Source organism: Mycoplana sp. ABR4_002, from assembly GCF_056159645.1.
The window spans coordinates 149,821-168,812 of record NZ_JBSWVO010000001.1 but is presented as its reverse complement, the minus strand read 5'-3'; the positions used below and the strand labels follow the sequence as shown (position 1 = coordinate 168,812).

Below are 18,992 nucleotides of genomic sequence, written 5' to 3'. Positions count from 1 at the left end.
CAGGACGTTAGGTGGGAGGCTGGCACGATGACCCGTGCCGGGGCTCGTTAGGGCTGCTTCCTTCCGGACCTGACCCGGTTGGCGAGTGGCTCGTCCACCACCAACCTCCCGGCCTCCATATCGGCAATAATGCGCCAGAATGCAAGCAGGATCGCCAAAAAACTCTTGGAGCGGAACGCGAAGCCGTGGCATGACTCCAGCGGGGCGAAATGACGGGAGCGGGAACTTGAACGCATTCGAGGCCGACGAGCGGCTGGCACGCGACAGCGAGCTTCTGACCAGGATCGGACTTTGCGAACTTCGCCTGATGAAGGATGCGCGCTGGCCCTGGCTGGTGCTCGTGCCGCAACGGACGGATGTCTGCGAGATCTTCGAGCTCACCCCGCTCGACCAGACCATGCTGACCTTCGAGATCAACCTCGTTTCGGACGCGCTGAAGCGGGCGACCGGCGCGGCCAAGATCAATGTCGGCGCGCTCGGCAACATCGTGCGGCAACTGCACGTGCACGTCATCGCCCGCAGCGAGGGCGACCCGAACTGGCCCGGGCCGGTGTGGGGCTTCGGGACGGCGGAGGCATGGGACGAGAACCACAAGGCGAGCTTCACGACCAAGCTCCTGGAAAACCTTAGCTCATGACGTTATCGATCTTCGACCTGCATCTGCCGCACGCCGAACCCAGCACGATGGTCGCCTTTGCTGAGAACAGCCTCGACCGGCGCTCGGAACACCGCGCGGACGACTGCGTCGCTCGCGCCTACGCTGCCGACGGCGTGCACGTCTTCGCCTTCGCCGGCAACCGGCTGGTGGTCAAGCACGACGAGAAGATCATCGACCCGCTGTTTTCCCCCTATGAACTCGCCGGCCTCAACCCGATCCCCGAGGAGACGATCCTGCTCGGCTACCTGAAGAACGGCGAACCGCGGCTGGCGGTGCCGGTCCGGGCCGATCCCGATGCGTTGCACGAGCCGCTGAGGGCGGCGGACGGCCGGACGCTCTATCGCCAGCAGATGCTGGGCGACGATCTGCTCGGCCAATTCGCGCAGGCCTCGAGCCTTCTCACCTGGAACGCGAACAACCGCTTCTGCGGGCGCTGCGGCGCCGCCACCCGCATGGAGATTGGCGGCTATCGCCGCGTCTGCACGGACTGCGGCCACCAGATCTTTCCCCGTACCGATCCCGTCGCGATCATGCTGGTGGTCGACGTCGAGCGGGATCTCTGCCTGCTCGGCCGGTCCCACCATTTTCCGGAAGGCATGTACTCATGCCTCGCCGGGTTCGTCGAACCGGGCGAGACGATCGAGCACGCGGTGCGCCGGGAGACGTTCGAGGAGTCCGGCATCCGGCTCGGACGGGTGCGCTACCACGCCTCGCAGCCGTGGCCCCTGCCGCATTCGCTGATGATCGGCTGCTTTGCCGAGGCCAAGACCTTCGACATCCATCGCGACGAGCAGGAACTCGAGGATTGCCGTTGGTTCACCCGGGCCGAAACGGCGGAGATCCTGTCCCGCGCGGCACTGACCGATCCGGCGACCGGGGCGACCTCGTTCCCGCCGAAGGGCGCAATCGCCCACCGCCTGATGCGCGACTGGCTGGACTGGACCGACGAATAGGCTGAACAAGCGATGGCGCGCTCCGAACGCCTGCTGACCCTGTTGCAGACCCTGCGCCGATACCGCCGTCCGGTCAGCGGCGCGATGCTTGCGGCGGAGACCGGCGTCAGCATCCGCACGCTCTATCGCGACATCGCCAGCCTGCAGGCGCAAGGCGCGCTGATCGATGGCGAGCCCGGCGTCGGCTATGTGCTGAAGCCCGGCTTCATGCTGCCGCCGATGATGTTCTCGCAGGACGAGATCGAGGCGCTCGTGCTGGGCTCGCGCTGGGTCGCGCGCGCCGCCGATCCGCGCCTTGCCGCGGCAGGAGCGGACGCACTCGCCAAGATCGCCGACGTCCTGCCGCCGGAAATGCGCGCCGCGGTGGAGAGCTCGACCCTGCTCGTCAGTTCGCGGCTGCCGGTCGAAACGAAGGCCGACCTCAGCGCCATCCGCAAGGCGATCCGCACCGAGCGGATGCTGATGCTGACCTATGCCGACGAGAGCGGTTCGGTGTCCGTCCGCCGCATCTGGCCGTTCGCGCTCAGCTACTTCGAGCAGGTGCGCGTCATGGTCGCCTGGTGCGAGTTGCGGCAGGATTACCGTCATTTCCGCACCGACCGCATCATCGAGATGATCCCCGAGGAGGGGCGCTACCCGCGCCGGCGCGCGGTCCTGCTCCAGGAATGGCGCGACAGCGGCCAAGATGGCGGACGCGGGTGAAGCTACTGCCATAAACTGTCAGCAGGCGGCGCTATGATCCTTGTGCCTCAAAGCTAAAGGACATGACGATGGCGATCCTCAACCTCTCCCAGAATGTCGCCCCGATCCGGTTTGCCGGCCCGTTCGGACGGGATTTGCGACGCTCGCTGTTCTCGCGGCTCGTCGACCGCCTGTACCGCACCCGCGCCCCGCGCTGCCCGCGGCTCGACCTGGAGACGATGCCCGCATACCTGCAGCGCGACATCGGCATCATCGACTGGAGGCTGCCGTCCGGCTGCGAGACCGGCCGGCAAGCGCAATGGCCGGCCGCGCCCTGGACCTGAGCGGAGGTGCCCGCACCATTCGACCAGATGCCGGGCCGCCCCGCGGGTCGGCCCGGAGCAGCGCTTCCCGCCGTCAGGAAACGGCGGCGGGGAGCTTCAGAGCTGGTGGCGCATCGGATGGGCGGGATAGGTCCCGAGGATGCGCACCTTTTCGGAGAAGAAGCGAAGCTCGTCGAGCGCGCGACGGACATTGGCATCGTCGGGATGCCCCTCGATATCGGCGTAGAACTGGGTGGCGTAGAACTTGCCGCCGATCTGGTAGCTCTCCAGCTTCGTCATGTTGATGCCGTTGGTGGCGAAGCCACCCAGCGCCTTGTAGAGCGCGGCGGGGATATTGCGGACGTTGAAGACAAAGGTGGTGACAATGATCTCGTCGGGCTTCGTACGCGCCAGTTCCTTCATGTCACGTGCGAGCACGACGAAGCGCGTCACATTCGTCTCGATGTCCTCGACGTTCTCCGCGACAATCTCGAGCCCATAGAGTTCCGAAGCAAGGCGCGGCGCGAGCGCCGCCATGCTTCGGTCGCCGCTCTCGGCCACGAGCTTGGCCGCACCGGCCGTGTCGCCGGCGATCACCGGCTTCCAGCCGTTCAGTCGCACGATCTTGCGGCACTGGCCGAGCGCGTGGATGTGGCTGTGAACGGTGCGGATCTCGTCCTTTGCGACGCCGGGCAGGACCATCAACTGGAAGCGGATCGGCATGAAGTACTCGCCGACGATGTGCAGGCGCGATTCCGGCAGCAGGTGATGGATGTCGGCCACGCGTCCGGCGATCGTGTTCTCGATCGGGATCATGGCGAGGTCGGCGTCGCCGTTCTCCACGGCGAGAAACGCGTCCTCGAAGGTCTGACACGGCAGCGGCTCCATGCTCGGGAACATGTCGCGGCAGGCCATGTCGGAGTTCGCCCCGAACTCGCCCTGGAAGGCAATCCTGTTGTTCTTCTGCGTCATTGGAGGTCCATCACCGGGCCGGGGCCGGCAGCAGCCGGCGCGCCTTTTCAAGGTCGGCCGGAGTATCGACACCGAGCGGAACGGTGTCAACGATCTCCGCATCGATCCGGAGCCCGGCCTCCAGCGCCCGCAATTGTTCCAGCGATTCGCGCTTTTCAAGGGTCGAGGGCGAAAGCGAGACGAACGCCTCCAGGGCCTTGCGCCGGTAGGCATAGAGCCCGATGTGGTGGTACAGCGGCCCATCGCCGTAGGGCGCGGTCGCGCGGGTAAAATAGAGCGCACGCAGGCGATTCCGCCCGATCGGCGTGCCCACCACCTTCACCACGTTTGGGTTCACCTTCTCCTCCGGATCGGTGATCTCGGTCGTCAGCGTGGCAATGTCGGTGGCTGGGTCCGAGAGCGGGTTCAGCGCCGAAAGGATCGTCGCCGGATCGATCGTCGGCAGGTCGCCCTGGACATTGATCACTACCTGCGCGCGCCGATCGGGATCACACTTGAGGAGCGCCTCGTAAATGCGGTCCGAGCCGGACTGATGCTCGACCCTCGTCATCACGACCTCGAAGCCTGCTGCGGCGACCGCGTCGAACGTGTCCCGGTGGTCGACCGCAACGACCACCCGGCCAGCCCTGGACTCGGCGGCCCGCCTGGCAACCTGGACGATCATCGGCACGCCGCCGATGTCGGCCAGCGGCTTGCCGGGCAGCCGGGTCGAGGCCATCCGGGCCGGGATCAGCACGAGCGTTTCTTCAGATTTCGGAGGTTTCATGCTCTACCCTTCAAGGGTGCGCGATAGGTGTCAAAACGTCTCAGCGCACGGCGCACAATCACTGTTGCAACGAAGCAGCAAAAGACATAGGTTCCGCGCGATTTCAAGACTGGCCGGCTGCGATGTGCATGTGCCGGCTCCCAGGGGAGCTGCGGATGAACTCTTATGTGAACATGGGCGTGGGCGCCCTTCTCGGAACCGTCTTCGTCCTGATGTCGGTGTCGATCGCATCGGAAGGCATCTTCCACTCGGAAGCCCCGGAAACGCCCGGTTTTGCCATCGTCGCTGCAGAAGGCGGCGCCGAGGGCGCTGGCGAGGGTGGCGGCGCGGAACCGGCGGCCGTGCCGGTCGCCGAACTGCTCGCCAACGCCGACGCCACTGCCGGCGAGGCGGTCTTCAAGAAGTGCGCGGCCTGTCACACCAACGAGAAGGGCGGACCGAACAAGGTCGGCCCGGCGCTCTGGGGCGTCGTGAACCACCCCATCGCCTCGCATGAGGGCTTCAGCTACTCGGCCGGCATTAAGACCTTCGCCGAAGGCGGCAAGGTCTGGGACTTCGAGAACCTCAACCACTTCCTCGCAGCACCAAAGAAGTTCGTGCCGGGCACGGCCATGGGCTTTGCCGGCCTGAAGAAGGACGACGAGCGCGCCAACCTTCTGGCTTATCTGCGCACCCTTTCGGACGATCCGGCGCCGCTGCCGACGGCCTCCACCGAGGGCGCGGCAGCCAGCCCGGCCGCGCCGGAAGGCGAGGCCCCGGCCACCGAGGCCGAAGCAGCACCGGCAATGGAAGATCCGTCTCCGGCGGCCGAGACCGAGGCGGCGCCTGCCACGGAAGGCACGGCCCCCGCGGTCGAGCCCGAGACGCCTGCGGCGCAATAAGGACTGCGCACCCACGACGCAAAAGAAAGCCCGGCCCTGCGGCCGGGTTTTTCGTTTGTCCGGTGGCCGAGGGCCGGGCATGAAAAAAGCGGGGCCATGCGAACCCCGCTTCTTCATCCCCGGTCTTGCCGGGAAGTTTCCGTGCGCTGCCAGTACATCCGTGGTCAGCGGCAACGGAGGAGACCTTGTCCCGTCGCTGGTGCGCGAGTGCCTCTGCGCGGTTCCTAGTTTGCCTCGATAACAAGCATGTGACAGGATCCGCCATTGGCCGACTTCGCCAGCATGGGCGCGATTGGTTAACAAAGGGTTAACGCCAGGGCGCGACAGGCAATGTGTGCGGGCTAGGGAACCGCTTGCCCGTGCTCACAGTTCTTCCGGTGCAAACAGCGTTTCCAGGAGGGTCTGACATGGCAGACGACAAAGAAGCCGGCCGGCGCGCATCCCTCGGCGTCGTGCGCGACGGCGAAAAAAAGGCGAGCAAGAATGAGAGCGGCGGCAACACCGCGTCCGACGGGTCGACCGAAGCGGCAAAGGCCGCCGTCGTCGAGCAGATCGCGGTACTGAAGGAAGACGTTGCCCGGCTCAAGGAATCGCTCGGCGCGCTGGCCGAAAGCGGCAGCCACTATGCGGTGTCGCAAGCCAGCACGCTGCGGGAGGAGGTGCGGGCGACCGTGGTGGCAAACCCGCTATCGGCATTGTTCGGGGCCGCATTCCTCGGCTATCTGCTCGGCCTTCGCCGACGCTGACGCATCGCGCGCTGGCAGAGCCCGTGCGTGGCGTGATCGGCGGTCCCTGTCGGCGCGTCAGCGCCAGTACCGGCTGCGTGACGGTGGTTCTGATGAGCTGCCGATGAGAAAGCCGATTGCCACGCCGGCAAGCCCGGCCGCCATCACCAGCGTCGAGACCGCGGCGGGATGCTCGCGCGCCGTACGCGCGACTGCGGTTCCCTCGGAGCGCACGTAGTCGGCGCCGCTTCTGGTCGCCGACCGGATCGACCGGCCGGCACTGGCGGCCCGGCCTTTCACCTCTCCGTAGGCTGCCGCCGAGCGGGCTGCGATCTCCTTGTTCAGGCTGCTGACTTCTTCGCGGAGAGCCGCGATTTCTGCCTGAGCGTCAAAACTGGCCATGCCTGCCTCCTCTTCCGGTGGGGACGGTGACGCGCAGCGCCAGACGCATTGTTGCGCCAGGTCGGCACGTCCGCAACAGTCGAAACGAACAAGTGTACGGGAAGTTCCTGGAAAGGCGTCCGGCCGACTGGCCTCGGAAGGGGCGAAGGCGGCAACGACCGCCGAGCCGAAGGAAAATGTCCGAAAGAAAGTTCCCGGCGCCTCGCGAGGGCGCCGGGAAGCACAGGTTGGGACCTTTTCTAGGGTGAAGCTAGCACCACAACCGGGAGCTTAGATTCAATCAGCGTTTGTTCCAAGTAGAATTGGACAATCTAGATCGAATTATTGAGCAAATTTCGTATGTTGCAGCGCAAAACCAAGTAAACCGTGGCGCGGCCCGCTATTCGACGACGGCGACTTGCTCGCCCCCATTCATCCCATGGTAGCTGTCAACAAGGTCCGGCAGCAGGGCCAAACCGAACATGGCGGCGACAAATGCTGAAAATACCGTAACGCCCAAGGCAATGCGAATCATTCGGCCCTCCTTTTGCCGGGTCAGGCTACACCACCGGGATCTGCGGCGCTGTCACTTTCATGAACGGCAGATGAACAAAAATCCGTTACCTCGGAAAGTAACTATAAGTTTACGCCTGTCATGGAACGGTGCGCGCTCCGTCGACGCGGCCCGATCAGCAGCATGCCTCGCCCCTTTCGCCGCCCGGCGCCAGCGCCCATCCGTTCACAATCCGGACCAAGAAATGGCCAGCAAGCCGCGCAAACGCAAACGTTCGGGAAATCGCCGCTCCAATTCCATGCCCAGCCGGATGTGGCCATGGTATCTGCTTGGCGCGACGATGGTCGGTGTCATCGCCGCGCGGGAAAACCTGCCGGCCCTAGCCGACTGGCTGGAGCCGGCCAGCCCGATCCATGGCATCGAAACGGCACGTGTCATCAAGACAACGGCGAACAAACCGCAAGCACTCTCACCGCCCAGGCCGGAACAACGGCCGATACCGACACGCGCGTCCCTCGCCTCGCCGGCCACAGGCAAGGTGACCTTCTTCTATTGCGGGATCAAACAGGACAACTGCATCGTCGACGGCGGCAGCTTCATCTATCACGGCGCGCAGATCCGCATGGCCGACATTTATGTGCCGGCGACAAAGGAAGCCAAATGCGACCGCGAACGCCTACTCGGCGGCGACGCCAAGGAGGCACTGCGCGTCCTGCTCAATGCCGGGCCGTTCGAACTGGCCACTTGGCGGCCCATCGACGAGGACCAGTACGGCCGCAAGCTGCGTGTGGTAAGGCGGAACGGCCGGTCGATCGGCGATGCGCTTGTGGCCAAGGGGCTGGCCCGGCCCTGGGCGGGGCAACGCCAGAGCTGGTGCGGCTAGGAGAGGCCGGACCGCAGACGACAGTCTGCGACGGCAAGCCAACCCATCGGGTCTTCGCGGATGGCGCGCGGAAAACCAACACGGATCGGCGGCAAGCAGATGCTGACCATTGGCATTGCCGCGGAGGCGGGCCGGTCCGTTGCATTTCCGCGTTGAAGGCGAGTTGAGGCCCGACACTCGGTTCGACGCGCGTCCCGTCTTCGCTCGACGCGATGAGGCCCGGTAGACGCGTCCTCCCGCCTGACAGGCCCCGGCGCGATGCGTCGCACAGGGTCGGACAGGCGACGGGCAGCGCCGACGACCAGTAGCGCACCATGCCTACGATTTGCTTCCCTTCCGGATAGAAGCACAGGGCACTCCGGAGGTCGGCACGTCGCGCCGAAGACGACACGGCCGACATTCAGCAACCTCGATAAGCCATGAGCTTGCCGTCCGGCAAAGGCAGACGTTGGTCGGGCGCAAGGCCTGCTACTCGAAGCGACCATGAGTTGCAGGATCGGTTTGCCGTCGTATTGCGTGGCCACGGCTGATTGACGTAACATGTTGGAAAATGTGAACGTGGACCATGGCCGCTACTGCACGCGCGACGGGGAATGGCTGTGGGATGGGCGACCCCAGAGGCTGCCTATGCGGACGCTGCAGAGGCGCCCGCGATGGAGACGCACCGGTTCAATCGGCAGGAGCGGCCAGATTCGGCGATTGCCGACGGCCCGTACAAGGCAGCCTGCATGGTCTGCTCGACAGAGACTACAAGATGCTACGAGCATTGGTCCGCCAGGCGCGGTAGCTTGGATGAAGCTTGGGCGACTGCGTCGGCCAGGCGGGGCATTTCGGAGGGAAAAACGTGTTTCTGGACTATTTCGCGCTCGGCGTCCTGTTTTTCGTGGTGCTGACGCTGTTCTATGGGGTCATCGCGATCCACGACATTCCCCACCTGATCGCCAAGGCGCGAAACCATCCACACCAGGATGCGATCCACGTTGCCGGCTGGGTCAGCCTGTTCACCTTGCACGCCATCTGGCCGTTCCTGTTCATCTGGGCGACGATCTACCGGGAGGATCGCGGCTGGGGCATCCGCCCCGACGGCAAGCTCCAGTCGGAGGCCGAAGCCAATGCCGAGGTCGCCCGCCTGCAGGCGCGTATCGAGGAACTCGAGGAGGAACTGAAGGCGCACACGAGGGAGACCGCCTGATGGATCTGCTGCTTATTCTGACCTACGCCGCCATCTGCATCGCCGTCTTCAAGATCTTCAGGATTCCGGTGAACCAGTGGACGGTCTCGACCGCCACGCTGGGCGGAATCTTCCTGATCGCCGGCCTGATCCTGCTGATGAGCTACAACCACCCCTACTCCAGCGATGGCCGGATCTATTTCACCTCGGCTCCGGTCATTCCGGCTGTCGGCGGAATCGTGGTCGACGTGCCGGTGCAGCCCAACACCCCGCTGAAGAAGGACGACGTCCTCTTCAAGATCGATCCGCGGCCCTACCAATATGCGGTCGACCAGAAGAAGGCGGCGCTGGCGGAGGCCGAACAGGCGGTGCAGCAGCTGAAGTCGGCGATGGATGCCGCCTACTCCGTCGTCGACGGGGCGGTGGCCAACCGTGACCGGGCTCAGGAGAGTTACGAAAGCTACCTCGAGATCTTCGAGACCTCGAGGGCCCGGACAGGCCAGACCGCGGTCTCCGAACTCGAGGTCGAGAACCGGCGCGGCCTCTATCTGGCGTCCGTTGCCGCAGTCGGCACGGCGGAAGCTCAGGCCATGCAGGCGCGCCTGGCCTATGAATCGCAGATCAATGGCGTCAACCCTGCCGTCGCCCGCCTGACCGCCGAGCTTCGCAACGCCGAGTTCGAACTCGACCAGACGACGATCCGCGCGCCCAGCGACGGCTACGTCACGCAGGTCTTCCTGCGCCCCGGCATGATGGCCAATCCGCTGCCGTTTCGACCGGTGATGGTGTTCATCAACTCCGAGGACAGGATGCTTGCCGCCGCGTTCATCCAGAACTCGCTGCAGCGGGTGCGGGTCGGCGACGAGGCCGAGGTCTCCTTCAAGGCCGTCCCGGGCAGGGTGTTCAAGGCCAAGGTCAGCGGCATCATCGACGTGATGGCGCAGGGCCAGCTGCAGCCAACCGGCGCCCTGATCGACCCGCAGTCGCCCGAGCGGCTGCAGCCGGGGCAGACGCTCGCCAAGATCGATATCCTGGAGGACATCAGCACCTATCAGCTGCCCGGCGGCGTGGTCGCGTCCGTGGCGGTCTACACGGAGCACTGGCACCATGTCTCGATCCTGCGCAAGGTGCTGCTGCGCATGGGGGCCTGGATGAACTACGTGTTCCTGGAGCACTGACCTCGACTGCTGCTGACAGCCAAGCGCGAAGGAAGGCGAAATGAGCCGCATTCACGAGCTTCCGCTGTTCAAGGGGCTCTCGGGCTATCGCCCGGGCTGGCTGCGCAACGACATTTCCGCCGGGTTGTCCGTGGCCGCGGTCGGTCTGCCAAGTGCCATCGCCTATCCGGCGATCGCAGGGCTGCCACCGCAGACGGGCATTTACGCCAGCATCTTCGCCGCGATCGCCTATGCGATCTTCGGTGTCTCGCGAAGGCTGATCGTCGGGCCCGACGCCGGAACGATGACGGTGCTCGCCGCGGCGATCACGGCCGTTGTCGCCGAGATGCCAGCCGCCACGGCTTCGGACAGGGTGGCGGTGGCAGCGGCCCTCGCGATCGGAGTCGGCCTGATCTGCCTCGGTGCGCGCGCGCTGCGGCTCGGCGTGCTGGCGACCTTCCTGTCGCGACCGATCCTGGTCGGCTTCTTCGCCGGCATCTCGGTCTCGATCCTGATCGGCCAGATCGGACGCCTGACAGGGCTGAAGATCGAGAGCGACGGGCTGTTGCCTCCGCTGGTCGAGCTGGCGGGCAAGGCCGCCTCGATCCATTGGCCCACGGCCGCGCTCGCCACCACCATGTTCCTGTTGCTGCAACTCGCAAGAACGCTCAACTCTCCGGTCCCCGGGCCGGTGATCGTCGTGGTGTCGTCGGTTCTGCTTTCGGCCCTGTTCGACTTTGCCTCACACGGCATTGCCGTGGTCGGGGCAATCCCGAGCGGGCTGCCGGCCCTCGCCTTGCCGCCGCTCGCCGGCCTGCCGCTCGACAGCCTCGTGCTCGGCGCCGCCGCGATCTTCCTGGTCAGCTTCGGCTCCGGCATCGTCGCAGCGCGCAGCTTCGGCAACCGCATGGGCGAAACCGTCGATGCCAACCGGGAACTGATCGGACTGGGCAGCGCAAACGTCGGCGCGGGCCTGTTCAGCGGCTTTCCGGTCAGCTTTTCCGATTCAAGGACCGCGATCAACCTCTCCGTCGGCGGCCACTCGCAACTGTCCGGACTGGTCTCCGCAGCCACGCTGATGGCCACCCTGCTGTTCCTCAATGACGCCCTGACGATCCTGCCGGTGGCGGCGCTGGCTGCCATCCTGGTTTCTGCCGCGCTGAGCCTGATCGATGTCGGCGAATTGCGGCAGATCTGGCGGATCAGCCGGATGGAGTTCGTGTTCGCGCTGATCACCATGGCAGGCGCCATCAGTTTCGGCGTGCTGAACGGCGTGATCATCGCGATCGCGGCGACGCTCGTTTACCTGCTACGGGACATGATGTATCCCCGCGACGCCTTCCTCGGTCGCATCGCCGGCCGCGACGGCTTCTACAAGCTCCACCGCCTCGAGCAGGCACAGGCGGTACCCGGTCTCGTGGTATGGATGCTGCAGGGCAGCCTGCTGTTCTTCAACACCGACTACGTCCGGGCCCGGCTTAACGCCATTGCAGGCAATCTGCCGCAGGACACGCGCTGGTTCGTTCTGGAGGCCGGTGCCATCGCCCAGATGGACAGCACCGCCGCCGCGATGCTGGAGAGCGTGCGCGGAGACCTGGCCAAGCGCGGCATCCGGCTCTGTTTGGCCGAACTGCATGCCGAAGCGCGGGCGCTGCTGCTGCGGGCCGGCCTGGTCGACCGGATCGGCGCCGACCTGATTTTCGACGACCTCGACGACGCGCTTCGCGCCTTCCGTGAGGAGGCCGCAATTGGCCGGGTCACCGGCACCGAATGACAAGGAGGGATGGACGATGGACAAGAAACAGGATGAACACGACACCGCCGCGCGCGAAGCGCCGGGCGAAAAGGGCAAGGTCCGAAAGTACAACCGGCAGCTGGCCAAGCTGCAGGTCGAGCTTTCGCATCTCCAGGCATGGGTGAAGAAGTCGGGGGCCCGCATCGTCATCGTCTTCGAAGGGCGCGACGCGGCCGGAAAGGGCGGCGTGATCAAGCGCATCACCGAGCGTGTCAGCCCGCGTGTCTTCCGCGTCGTCGCCTTGCCGGCGCCGAGCGACCGGGAGAAGTCGCAGATGTACATGCAGCGCTATATCAGCCAGCTGCCGGCGGGCGGCGAGATCGTGATCTTCGATCGCAGCTGGTACAACCGCGCCGGCGTCGACCGTGTCATGGGCTTCTGCAGCGAAAAGAAGGCCCGGCGCTTCCTCGAGCTCATTCCCCGCTTCGAGGCGGCGATCGTCGAAAGCGGGACGATCCTGCTGAAATATTTCCTCACGGTGAGCGAGGAAGAGCAGGAGCGTCGCTTCCGCCAGCGGATCGACGACCCGGTCCGGCAATGGAAACTGAGCCCGATGGACCTCGAATCCTACCGGAAGTGGTGGGACTATACGCGCGCCTATGACGAGATGCTGCGGACGACCGACAGCCCCCATGCGCCGTGGTGGATCGTGCCGTCGGACGACAAGAAGCGGGCGCGGATCAACTGCATCTCGCACCTGCTCGCGTCGATCCCCTACGAAAAGGTCAAGTTCGAAGCCCCCGATCTCGGCAAGCGGCAGAAGCGCCCCGCCGACTACGAGGACGACAGGAGCCCGCGCCGGCTCGTGCCCGACGTCGCCTGAGGCCGCGCATCCAGCGATCAGGACGTACGCTTCCTGTCCGGCGCCGGCGTGCGCACCCATGCAGCCAGAAGGTCGTAGAAGACGCTGAGCACGATCGGGCCGAGAAACAGGCCGATCAGCCCATAAGACAGCGTGCCGCCGATGACGCCCATGAAGATCACGAGCATCGGCGTCGACAGTCCGCGCGCGACCAGGATCGGTTTCATCACATTGTCGATGACCGCGACCGGAACTAGCAACAGCGTCAACGTCGCCGCATAGCCAAGGTCCTTCGTCATCCACGCCCAGATGATGATCGGCAGCAGAATGATCGCCGGCCCGAGCTGGATGATGCACAGTATCAGGACAATGAAGGTCAGTCCGCCAGCGGCGGGGACATCGAAAACGTGCAAGACCAGCCCGGCGAGAAGGGTCTGAAGCAGTGCGACCCCGATCACGCCGGTGGCCACGTTCCGGATCGTGGCGCCGGCCAGACGCACGAAACCGATTCCCCGGTTGCCCGCGACGCGTTCGGCAAAGCGGTTGATTCCGACGGCCAGTTGCGGGCCGTGCCCGAACAGAAAGCCGGCGATAATAACCGAGGCCATGAAGCTGAGGAGGCCCAGCCCGATCCGGGCGGCCTTGCCAAGCACGAAGCCGCCGAGCTGCAGCAGCGTCGATTCGAAACGCTCCAGCGTCCCCTCGAGGTTTTCGGCCGCAAGGGTCCAGGCATGGTAGAGGCGCTCGCCAATGACAGGCAGCTCGCGAATGTTCTCCGAGGGGGCGGGAACCTGCAGCGTGCCGGCCTCCAGCTTTGTCATGAGCCAGCGTGTCGCCTCGACGAAGTTGAGCGCGGTTGCAGCCAACGGCCCGAGGATGATCGCCAGACCAAGCAGGGTGATCGCAAAGGCGGCGAGGCGCTGGCTGCCGCCGAGTGCGACGGCCAGGGCCCGGTACGGAGGATAGAGGGCGACGGTGATGATGGCCGCCCAGATCACGATCACGAGAAAGGGGGCGACGAGGGTGAAGGACCAGTAGGCGAACAGGGCGACGACGCCAAACCGGACGAATTCGGTGATCCGTGTCTCCATCGAGCGCCCGTGCTCGTCCGGCGCGTCGTCAGATGCGGAAGAGGATTTGTCGCCCATATGCTCTCCCGCCGTCATCCGGCCTGACATCGCCCCCGGAGATCGGGCCAGGGAATGCCCCCACGACCTCGCCTTGTGAAACGTGGCGCCGGTCGACGAGAGCGGTCCGGGCTAGGCGATCGGCGGCTCCCAGTTCAGATAGAAGCCGATGTCACCCGGGACGCCACCGGGAAAACTGATGACCATCGCCTTCAGCCGGTAGCCCTGCGGCTGTGCCACCTCCTTGAAGCGGTCGTAGAGTTCCTTGGCCTTGCCCTGGAGCGTGTTCGGCCAGTCGGGGTCGGCGTTGTTGATTGCCCGACCGCTGTCTGTGCAGAAGTCCGACGGGAAGGTGTAAACCAGAGCCTCCATCTTGCCGTCCTTGACCGCGCGGGAGACGATGTTTCGGATTATCACCCGCTCCTGTTCGCCGACATGCTTGTGAAAGAAGTCGTCGGCGAACTTGGTGAGTTCATCCTTCTTCTGGTCTCTCTGCTTGTCCTCCCGCTCCATGTCGGCGAGCTGTCTTTCGAGAATCTGCTTGCGCAAGTCGTCCGCGCTGACAATGCCCTTGTCGTTCTCGCTCATGTGCCATCTCCACCGCTAGTGCTCACAGGAAGGTACGCCTGAGGGCGACCGGTTCGCAGTATCATACGGGAGTCTATTGGTATTTTACCGACCCCGGGAGAAAGCGCAAATGCTCGCGCTCAAATGGCCCTCGGTAACTTCAGGCGGGCTCCTTCCCGGGGCCGCGCGGCGAGAACCAAGCCGGCGCTCGGCCTGGGTACTGTGCCGTGCCGTTCCCGTCACTCCGCTCCCAGGTGCAGTTTCCCGCGCGCGGGCCATTTCTGGCGCAGCAGCAGTCCGCCTCCGATCACCAGGCCGACGAGATCGGTCACCAGGCCGGCATCGAGCATTCCCAGGGCGCCGCCGATCAGGAGCGCGCGGGCGATCCATCCGATCCGGCCGAAGAACCAGCCGATAATCCCGGCCGACAGCAGATAGATGCCGAGCAGGGCGGAGGCCACCACATGGACCGTCTCCACCCAGCTTCCCTGAAGCAGCAGCGCGTCCGAGAAGAAGAACATGTAAGGCACAACGAACGCTGCGAGGCCGATGCGGAAGCTCTCGACGCTGGTCTTCATCGGGTCGGACTGCGCGATCGCGGCCCCGGCATAGGCGGCGAGCGCTACCGGCGGGGTGATGGCCGACATTACCGCGAAATAGAAGATGAAGAAATGCGCCGTCAGCGGCTCGATGCCGAGATTGATCAGGCCCGGCGCGATCACCGACGCGGCAACCGCATAGGCCGCGGTCGTCGGCATGCCCATGCCGAGAACGACGGCGACGAGCATGGAACACATCATCGCCAGCAACTGCGACTGGTCGGCGATGCCGAGCAGCAGCGCCGAGAAGCGCGTGCCCACCCCCGTGAGCGCGATGACGCCGACAATGATGCCGGCCGCGGCGCAGACGGCGATCAGTTGCAGGCTCATTCTCGCCCCGAGATCCAGCGCATGGAAAAGCTGCCGCGGTCCCATGCGGTTCGGCGTCAGCCAGGAAACCACCGCGGCCGTCACCATCGCCAGCGTACCGCAGCGGATCACCGAGTAGCCGACGAAGAGGGCCCAGACCAGCACCACGATCGGCGCGAACAGATAGGCCTGCCGCATCAAGGCGCCGATCTTTGGCAGCACCGCCCGCGGCAGCCCGACCATCGAGAAGCGCTGGGCCATCAGGTCGACCATGAAGAAGACCGAGGCAAAGTAGAGAATCGCCGGGATCAACGCCGCCCAAATGATGTCGGTGTAGGGAATGCCGGTGATCTCGGACATGATGAAGGCGCCTGCGCCCATGATCGGCGGCATGATCTGGCCGCCGGACGAGGCTGCCGCCTCCACGGCAGCGGCCGTCTGGGCGCGATAGCCGACCTTCTTCATCAGGGGGATGGTCAGACTGCCGGTGGCCACGACGTTGCCGGCGGACGTGCCATTGATCATGCCCATGAGACCGCTTGAGAAGATCGCGACCTTGGCAGGCCCGCCGCGCTTGTGGCCGGCCGCCGCGAAGGCCACGTTGACGAAGTAGGCACCGACATGGGTGGCCTGCAGGAACGCGGCGAAGATAACGAACAGGATAATGTAGGTCGATGAGATCGCGATCGGGGCGCTCAGGATGCCGTTGTCGGTGAAAATATAGGAAAAGAAGCGCTTGGCCGTATATCCGCTGTGCGCCAGGATCCCGGGCAGCCACGGTCCGGCAAAGGCGTAGGCGACGAAGACGAGCGCGATGACGACGAGCGCGAGGCCCGCCAGGCGACGCACCGCCTCCAGGATCAGGATCACGCCGACGATGGCGGCCCACATGTCCGACGGCTGCGCCATCGGCATGCCCGCACGCATCTGCAGGGCCCTTGCAAAATAGATGACGTAGCCGACGGAGGCGACGGTGGCGACCGCCAGCAGGATGTCGGAGGGCGCAAACCGGTCGCTGCGGGGGACCGAGAACAGCCATCCGTGCAGTACGGTCAGCAAACTGCCGACCGTCAGCGGGATGCCGAAACTCGTGACCGCCCATGCCGGCGGCTTGGCCGATCCTAGGAACCACCAATTGGCCCAGATCGCCGCAATCGCAAGCGCGCCATAGACGACGCCGCAGGTCGCGCCCGACAGGACGATCAAGTCGGCCATCGTTCGTCGGGGCCGGGACCCGTCCGGATCCACGGAATGCGCCCCGAACAGCAGGAAGCCCAGAGCCAACCCGCCTCCCAGGTGAATCAGCCGGTAGGTCCACGTCTCCAGCGGATAGAGGTTCATGACCAGGAGGTGAAACAGCGCATAGGCGGCACAGGCGGTGGCGAAAACATGGGCTCGCCAGCCAGAGAAACTGCGCTGGTTGCCGGCGGGCGGATCCTCGTCGGCGGCCGCGGTCGCCGCGACGGGGGCGGCAAGTTCGGCAAGCGGTTCCGATGAGGGGCTCTCACCGGGTTCGGGTCGGGTCATGGCATCACCGGTGCGTTGGAAATTCGGTCGCCGCAGGCCGGGAACCCAGCCCGCGGCACTCGCATCACCTGGCGGAACTCAACGCAGTTGATCCGGAATCTTGATGCCGATTTCCTCGTAGTAGCGAACGGCCCCCGGGTGGAACGGCATGAAGTTGTTCTTGTCCCAGTTCTCGGGGAGCGCCTCGATGGCGGAGGCATGGATCTGCACCATCCGCGGGTTGTCCTCCAGCGCCAGCTTGGTGATCTCGTAGGCCAGGCTGTCCGGCATGGACGCATGCGCGATGGCGAAGTTCCACATCGCCACCGAAGGAATGTCGCTGTCCTGCCCCTTGTAGGTTCCGGCCGGAATGGTGAAGGGCTGCATCGACGGCACCGCATCGATGAAACGCTTGATGTTGTCGTCCGAGAGCGGCAGGAATTTCACGTCGTTCTCGATCGCCAGCTGGCTGAAGGCGCCCGTCGGCAGGCCGGCCGCGTAGACGAAGGCGTCGATCAGGCCGTCCGCAAGCTGGCCGGCGCCATCCGAAGCGCCGGCGAAGCTGGCATTGACGTTGAGGCCGGTCTGCTCGAAGTAGCGCTGCCAATAGGTCGCGGACGTGCCGGAGGCAGGCCCGAGATTGACGCGCTTGCCGGCCAGATCCTCAATGGAATTGATGCCGGACCCAGCCATGACGACCGCCTGCAGCGGCGTCTGGTACATCGGGAACAGCGCTCGCAGGCTGACCGCTTCCGTGCCCGGCATCAACTCGCTTTCCCCCTTGATGGCCTCCTGCCCCGGCCCCGTGGTGGTAAAGCCGAGCAGCGTTTCCCCGGTCTCCACCAGCGCCACGTTCTGCCCGGGCCCGCCGGTCACCTCCACGCTCGTGCCCAGCCCCAGTTTCTCGCCGATCAGCGACGCCAGTCCGGATCCCCAGACGAAATAGGCTCCTCCCTGAGACCCGGTGGAGATGCTGAGGCTCGACGGCCAGTCCGAACGATCCTGCGCGGCAGCCGGAAAGGCTGCGACCACACCGGCAATCAGCGCTGCAAAAGCGGTAACTTTCATTGTTCTGTTCCCTCCCAAAGACTCCTCCAGCACCGTGCCACCAGGGCGGGCGCCATCGCGACCGATCATGCAGGAGATGTGCCATCGAAGAAACGCAAGAAAGATTATATTATGAACCGGAATAATTAAGCGCTGGCCTCGATCCGCTCGAGATTGCTGTCGAGGGTCGCCAGCAATGCGTCGCGGCGCGGGTCGCGTGTCCCGCGCGCCCAGGCCGCCGCCAGAATCAGCTTCGACCGCGTCGCCCCGCCTTCCGGCATGGCCAGCGGAACGAAGGAGACCCCGGGCACGGCGATGCGGGCGGTCCATCTGGGAACGATCGCCAGACCGGACCCGGTCGCGACGAGCCTGACGATGGTGTGCTTTTCTTCGGCCATCTGGGCGATGCGCGCCGTCAGCCCGGCTTCGAGAAACAGCTTGATCGTCAGGTCGTGCGAGTGCGGCCGCGATCGGCGGTCGGGCACGATCAGCGGCTCGTCCGCGAGATCCCCGATCGATATTTCGTGGCGGAGAGCCAGCCGATGGCCGCTCGGCAGCGCGACAACCGCGGTCTCGAAGAACAGGGTCCGGAATGCGATGCGCGCCGGCCGCACGTCGGGCGGTCGGCAGAAGGCGATGTCGAGACTGCCGCTCAAAAGCTTCGGCAGCAGATGGATCGTCTTCTGTTCGAACAACCGCACCTCGATGTCCGGGTGCTCGGCGCGCAGGTACTGCAGCAGCTGCGGCATGAGCCCCGCCGCGGCGCTGTCGATGGCGCCGACCTTCAGGGCCGGGACACCGACCTTGCCGATGGCGCGCACGCTCGTCTCCAACCGGTCGGCCCGGTCGACGAGCGCCCGCGCGTCCTCGAGGATGGCCCTGCCCGCGTCCGTCAGGACCACGGAGCGCGTGGTGCGGGAGAACAGGCGGACCTCCAGCCGGTCCTCCAGCGCCTTGACCTGGCGCCCCAGCGACGCCGGGAGGATGTCGAGCGATTGCGCTGCGCGGCCGAAATGCAACGTGTCGGCGACCGCGAGAAAACATTTCAGCTGCGATATGTCCATTCACCCACACCATATTATACTGATAATATATATAATCTCACAGTCGTTGAGCCGTCTACCCCTTCAGCCGTAGGTTCCGGCCGAGATCGGCGGACCGGCAACGGGGTGGTT

20 protein-coding genes and 1 other RNA gene are annotated in these 18,992 nt (G+C 65.3%); 11 read left to right on the top strand and 10 right to left on the bottom strand.

The window, feature by feature from the left end; genetic code table 11:
• Positions 1-11 precede the first annotated feature (11 nt).
• Positions 12-109: signal recognition particle sRNA small type (ffs, locus tag ACXAGF_RS00800), an RNA gene on the bottom strand.
• Positions 110-226: 117 nt separating this feature from the next.
• Between ffs and ACXAGF_RS00795 the strand changes: the two genes are divergently transcribed.
• From ACXAGF_RS00795 to ACXAGF_RS00780, 4 genes are all read left to right on the top strand, one after another.
• Positions 227-637 carry an HIT domain-containing protein gene (locus ACXAGF_RS00795; protein ID WP_475013730.1) on the top strand — a complete coding sequence of 137 codons (411 nt, stop codon included), beginning with the start codon at positions 227-229 and terminating at the stop codon, positions 635-637.
• Positions 634-1,611, top strand: coding sequence for an NAD(+) diphosphatase (gene nudC, locus ACXAGF_RS00790; RefSeq protein WP_475013729.1), 978 nt, complete (start codon positions 634-636; stop codon positions 1,609-1,611). The genes ACXAGF_RS00795 and nudC overlap by 4 nt, the downstream gene beginning before the upstream one ends.
• Positions 1,612-1,623: 12 nt before the next feature.
• Positions 1,624-2,313: a helix-turn-helix transcriptional regulator gene (locus ACXAGF_RS00785; protein ID WP_475013728.1), complete on the top strand. Its 690-nt coding sequence runs from the start codon at positions 1,624-1,626 to the stop codon at positions 2,311-2,313.
• 68 nt (positions 2,314-2,381) lie between these two features.
• Positions 2,382-2,636, top strand: a complete 255-nt coding sequence (locus ACXAGF_RS00780; protein WP_475013727.1) for a hypothetical protein — start codon at positions 2,382-2,384, stop codon at positions 2,634-2,636.
• 96 nt (positions 2,637-2,732) lie between these two features.
• Here the strand turns inward: ACXAGF_RS00780 and ACXAGF_RS00775 are convergent, their stop codons facing one another.
• Positions 2,733-3,587: a prephenate dehydratase gene (locus tag ACXAGF_RS00775; RefSeq protein ID WP_475013726.1), complete on the bottom strand. Its 855-nt coding sequence runs from the start codon at positions 3,585-3,587 to the stop codon at positions 2,733-2,735.
• Between the two features lie 10 nt (positions 3,588-3,597).
• Positions 3,598-4,353 (bottom strand): 3-deoxy-manno-octulosonate cytidylyltransferase, encoded by a 756-nt coding sequence (locus ACXAGF_RS00770; protein ID WP_475013724.1) that lies wholly within the window; start codon positions 4,351-4,353, stop codon positions 3,598-3,600.
• Positions 4,354-4,508: 155 nt separating this feature from the next.
• Here ACXAGF_RS00770 and ACXAGF_RS00765 point away from each other — a divergent pair, with 155 nt between their 5' ends.
• Both ACXAGF_RS00765 and ACXAGF_RS00760 read left to right on the top strand, forming a co-directional pair.
• Positions 4,509-5,234 carry a c-type cytochrome gene (locus ACXAGF_RS00765; RefSeq protein ID WP_475013721.1) on the top strand — a complete coding sequence of 242 codons (726 nt, stop codon included), beginning with the start codon at positions 4,509-4,511 and terminating at the stop codon, positions 5,232-5,234.
• A 407-nt stretch (positions 5,235-5,641) separates the two neighbouring features.
• The gene (locus ACXAGF_RS00760) at positions 5,642-5,980 is read left to right on the top strand and encodes a hypothetical protein (RefSeq protein ID WP_475013719.1); all 339 of its coding nucleotides are present in this window, start codon (positions 5,642-5,644) and stop codon (positions 5,978-5,980) included.
• A 57-nt stretch (positions 5,981-6,037) separates the two neighbouring features.
• Here ACXAGF_RS00760 and ACXAGF_RS00755 read toward each other — a convergent pair whose 3' ends face one another.
• Both ACXAGF_RS00755 and ACXAGF_RS00750 read right to left on the bottom strand, forming a co-directional pair.
• Positions 6,038-6,361, bottom strand: a complete 324-nt coding sequence (locus ACXAGF_RS00755; protein ID WP_475013718.1) for a hypothetical protein — start codon at positions 6,359-6,361, stop codon at positions 6,038-6,040.
• Between the two features lie 379 nt (positions 6,362-6,740).
• On the bottom strand, positions 6,741-6,875 hold the full coding sequence (locus ACXAGF_RS00750) for a hypothetical protein (protein WP_475013716.1): 135 nt from the start codon (positions 6,873-6,875) through the stop codon (positions 6,741-6,743).
• Positions 6,876-7,098: 223 nt separating this feature from the next.
• Between ACXAGF_RS00750 and ACXAGF_RS00745 the strand changes: the two genes are divergently transcribed.
• From ACXAGF_RS00745 to ppk2, 5 genes are all read left to right on the top strand, one after another.
• The gene (locus ACXAGF_RS00745) at positions 7,099-7,737 is read left to right on the top strand and encodes a thermonuclease family protein (RefSeq protein WP_475013715.1); all 639 of its coding nucleotides are present in this window, start codon (positions 7,099-7,101) and stop codon (positions 7,735-7,737) included.
• Between the two features lie 844 nt (positions 7,738-8,581).
• Entirely contained in the window at positions 8,582-8,929 is a 348-nt protein-coding gene (locus ACXAGF_RS00740; RefSeq protein WP_475013714.1) for a DUF3302 domain-containing protein, read from the top strand.
• Positions 8,929-10,086 carry an HlyD family secretion protein gene (locus tag ACXAGF_RS00735; RefSeq protein WP_475013713.1) on the top strand — a complete coding sequence of 386 codons (1,158 nt, stop codon included), beginning with the start codon at positions 8,929-8,931 and terminating at the stop codon, positions 10,084-10,086. Before ACXAGF_RS00740 ends, ACXAGF_RS00735 begins: the two co-directional genes overlap by 1 nt.
• A 40-nt stretch (positions 10,087-10,126) precedes the next feature.
• Positions 10,127-11,839: a SulP family inorganic anion transporter gene (locus tag ACXAGF_RS00730; protein WP_475013711.1), complete on the top strand. Its 1,713-nt coding sequence runs from the start codon at positions 10,127-10,129 to the stop codon at positions 11,837-11,839.
• Between the two features lie 16 nt (positions 11,840-11,855).
• A complete protein-coding gene (ppk2, locus tag ACXAGF_RS00725; RefSeq protein WP_475013710.1) occupies positions 11,856-12,683 on the top strand; it encodes a polyphosphate kinase 2 in 828 nt (275 codons plus the stop codon).
• Positions 12,684-12,700: 17 nt separating this feature from the next.
• On the opposite strand, the gene ACXAGF_RS00720 is transcribed toward ppk2, so the two are convergent.
• The 5 genes from ACXAGF_RS00720 to ACXAGF_RS00700 form a co-directional block, all read right to left on the bottom strand.
• Positions 12,701-13,810, bottom strand: a complete 1,110-nt coding sequence (locus ACXAGF_RS00720; RefSeq protein ID WP_475013708.1) for an AI-2E family transporter — start codon at positions 13,808-13,810, stop codon at positions 12,701-12,703.
• A 111-nt stretch (positions 13,811-13,921) separates the two neighbouring features.
• Positions 13,922-14,377, bottom strand: coding sequence for a hypothetical protein (locus ACXAGF_RS00715; RefSeq protein WP_475013707.1), 456 nt, complete (start codon positions 14,375-14,377; stop codon positions 13,922-13,924).
• Between the two features lie 218 nt (positions 14,378-14,595).
• Positions 14,596-16,791 (bottom strand): TRAP transporter permease, encoded by a 2,196-nt coding sequence (locus ACXAGF_RS00710; protein WP_475013704.1) that lies wholly within the window; start codon positions 16,789-16,791, stop codon positions 14,596-14,598.
• 78 nt (positions 16,792-16,869) lie between these two features.
• Positions 16,870-17,838 carry a TAXI family TRAP transporter solute-binding subunit gene (locus tag ACXAGF_RS00705; RefSeq protein WP_475013702.1) on the bottom strand — a complete coding sequence of 323 codons (969 nt, stop codon included), beginning with the start codon at positions 17,836-17,838 and terminating at the stop codon, positions 16,870-16,872.
• A 125-nt stretch (positions 17,839-17,963) separates the two neighbouring features.
• On the bottom strand, positions 17,964-18,881 hold the full coding sequence (locus tag ACXAGF_RS00700; protein ID WP_475013700.1) for a LysR family transcriptional regulator: 918 nt from the start codon (positions 18,879-18,881) through the stop codon (positions 17,964-17,966).
• Between the last annotated feature and the right edge of the window lie 111 nt (positions 18,882-18,992).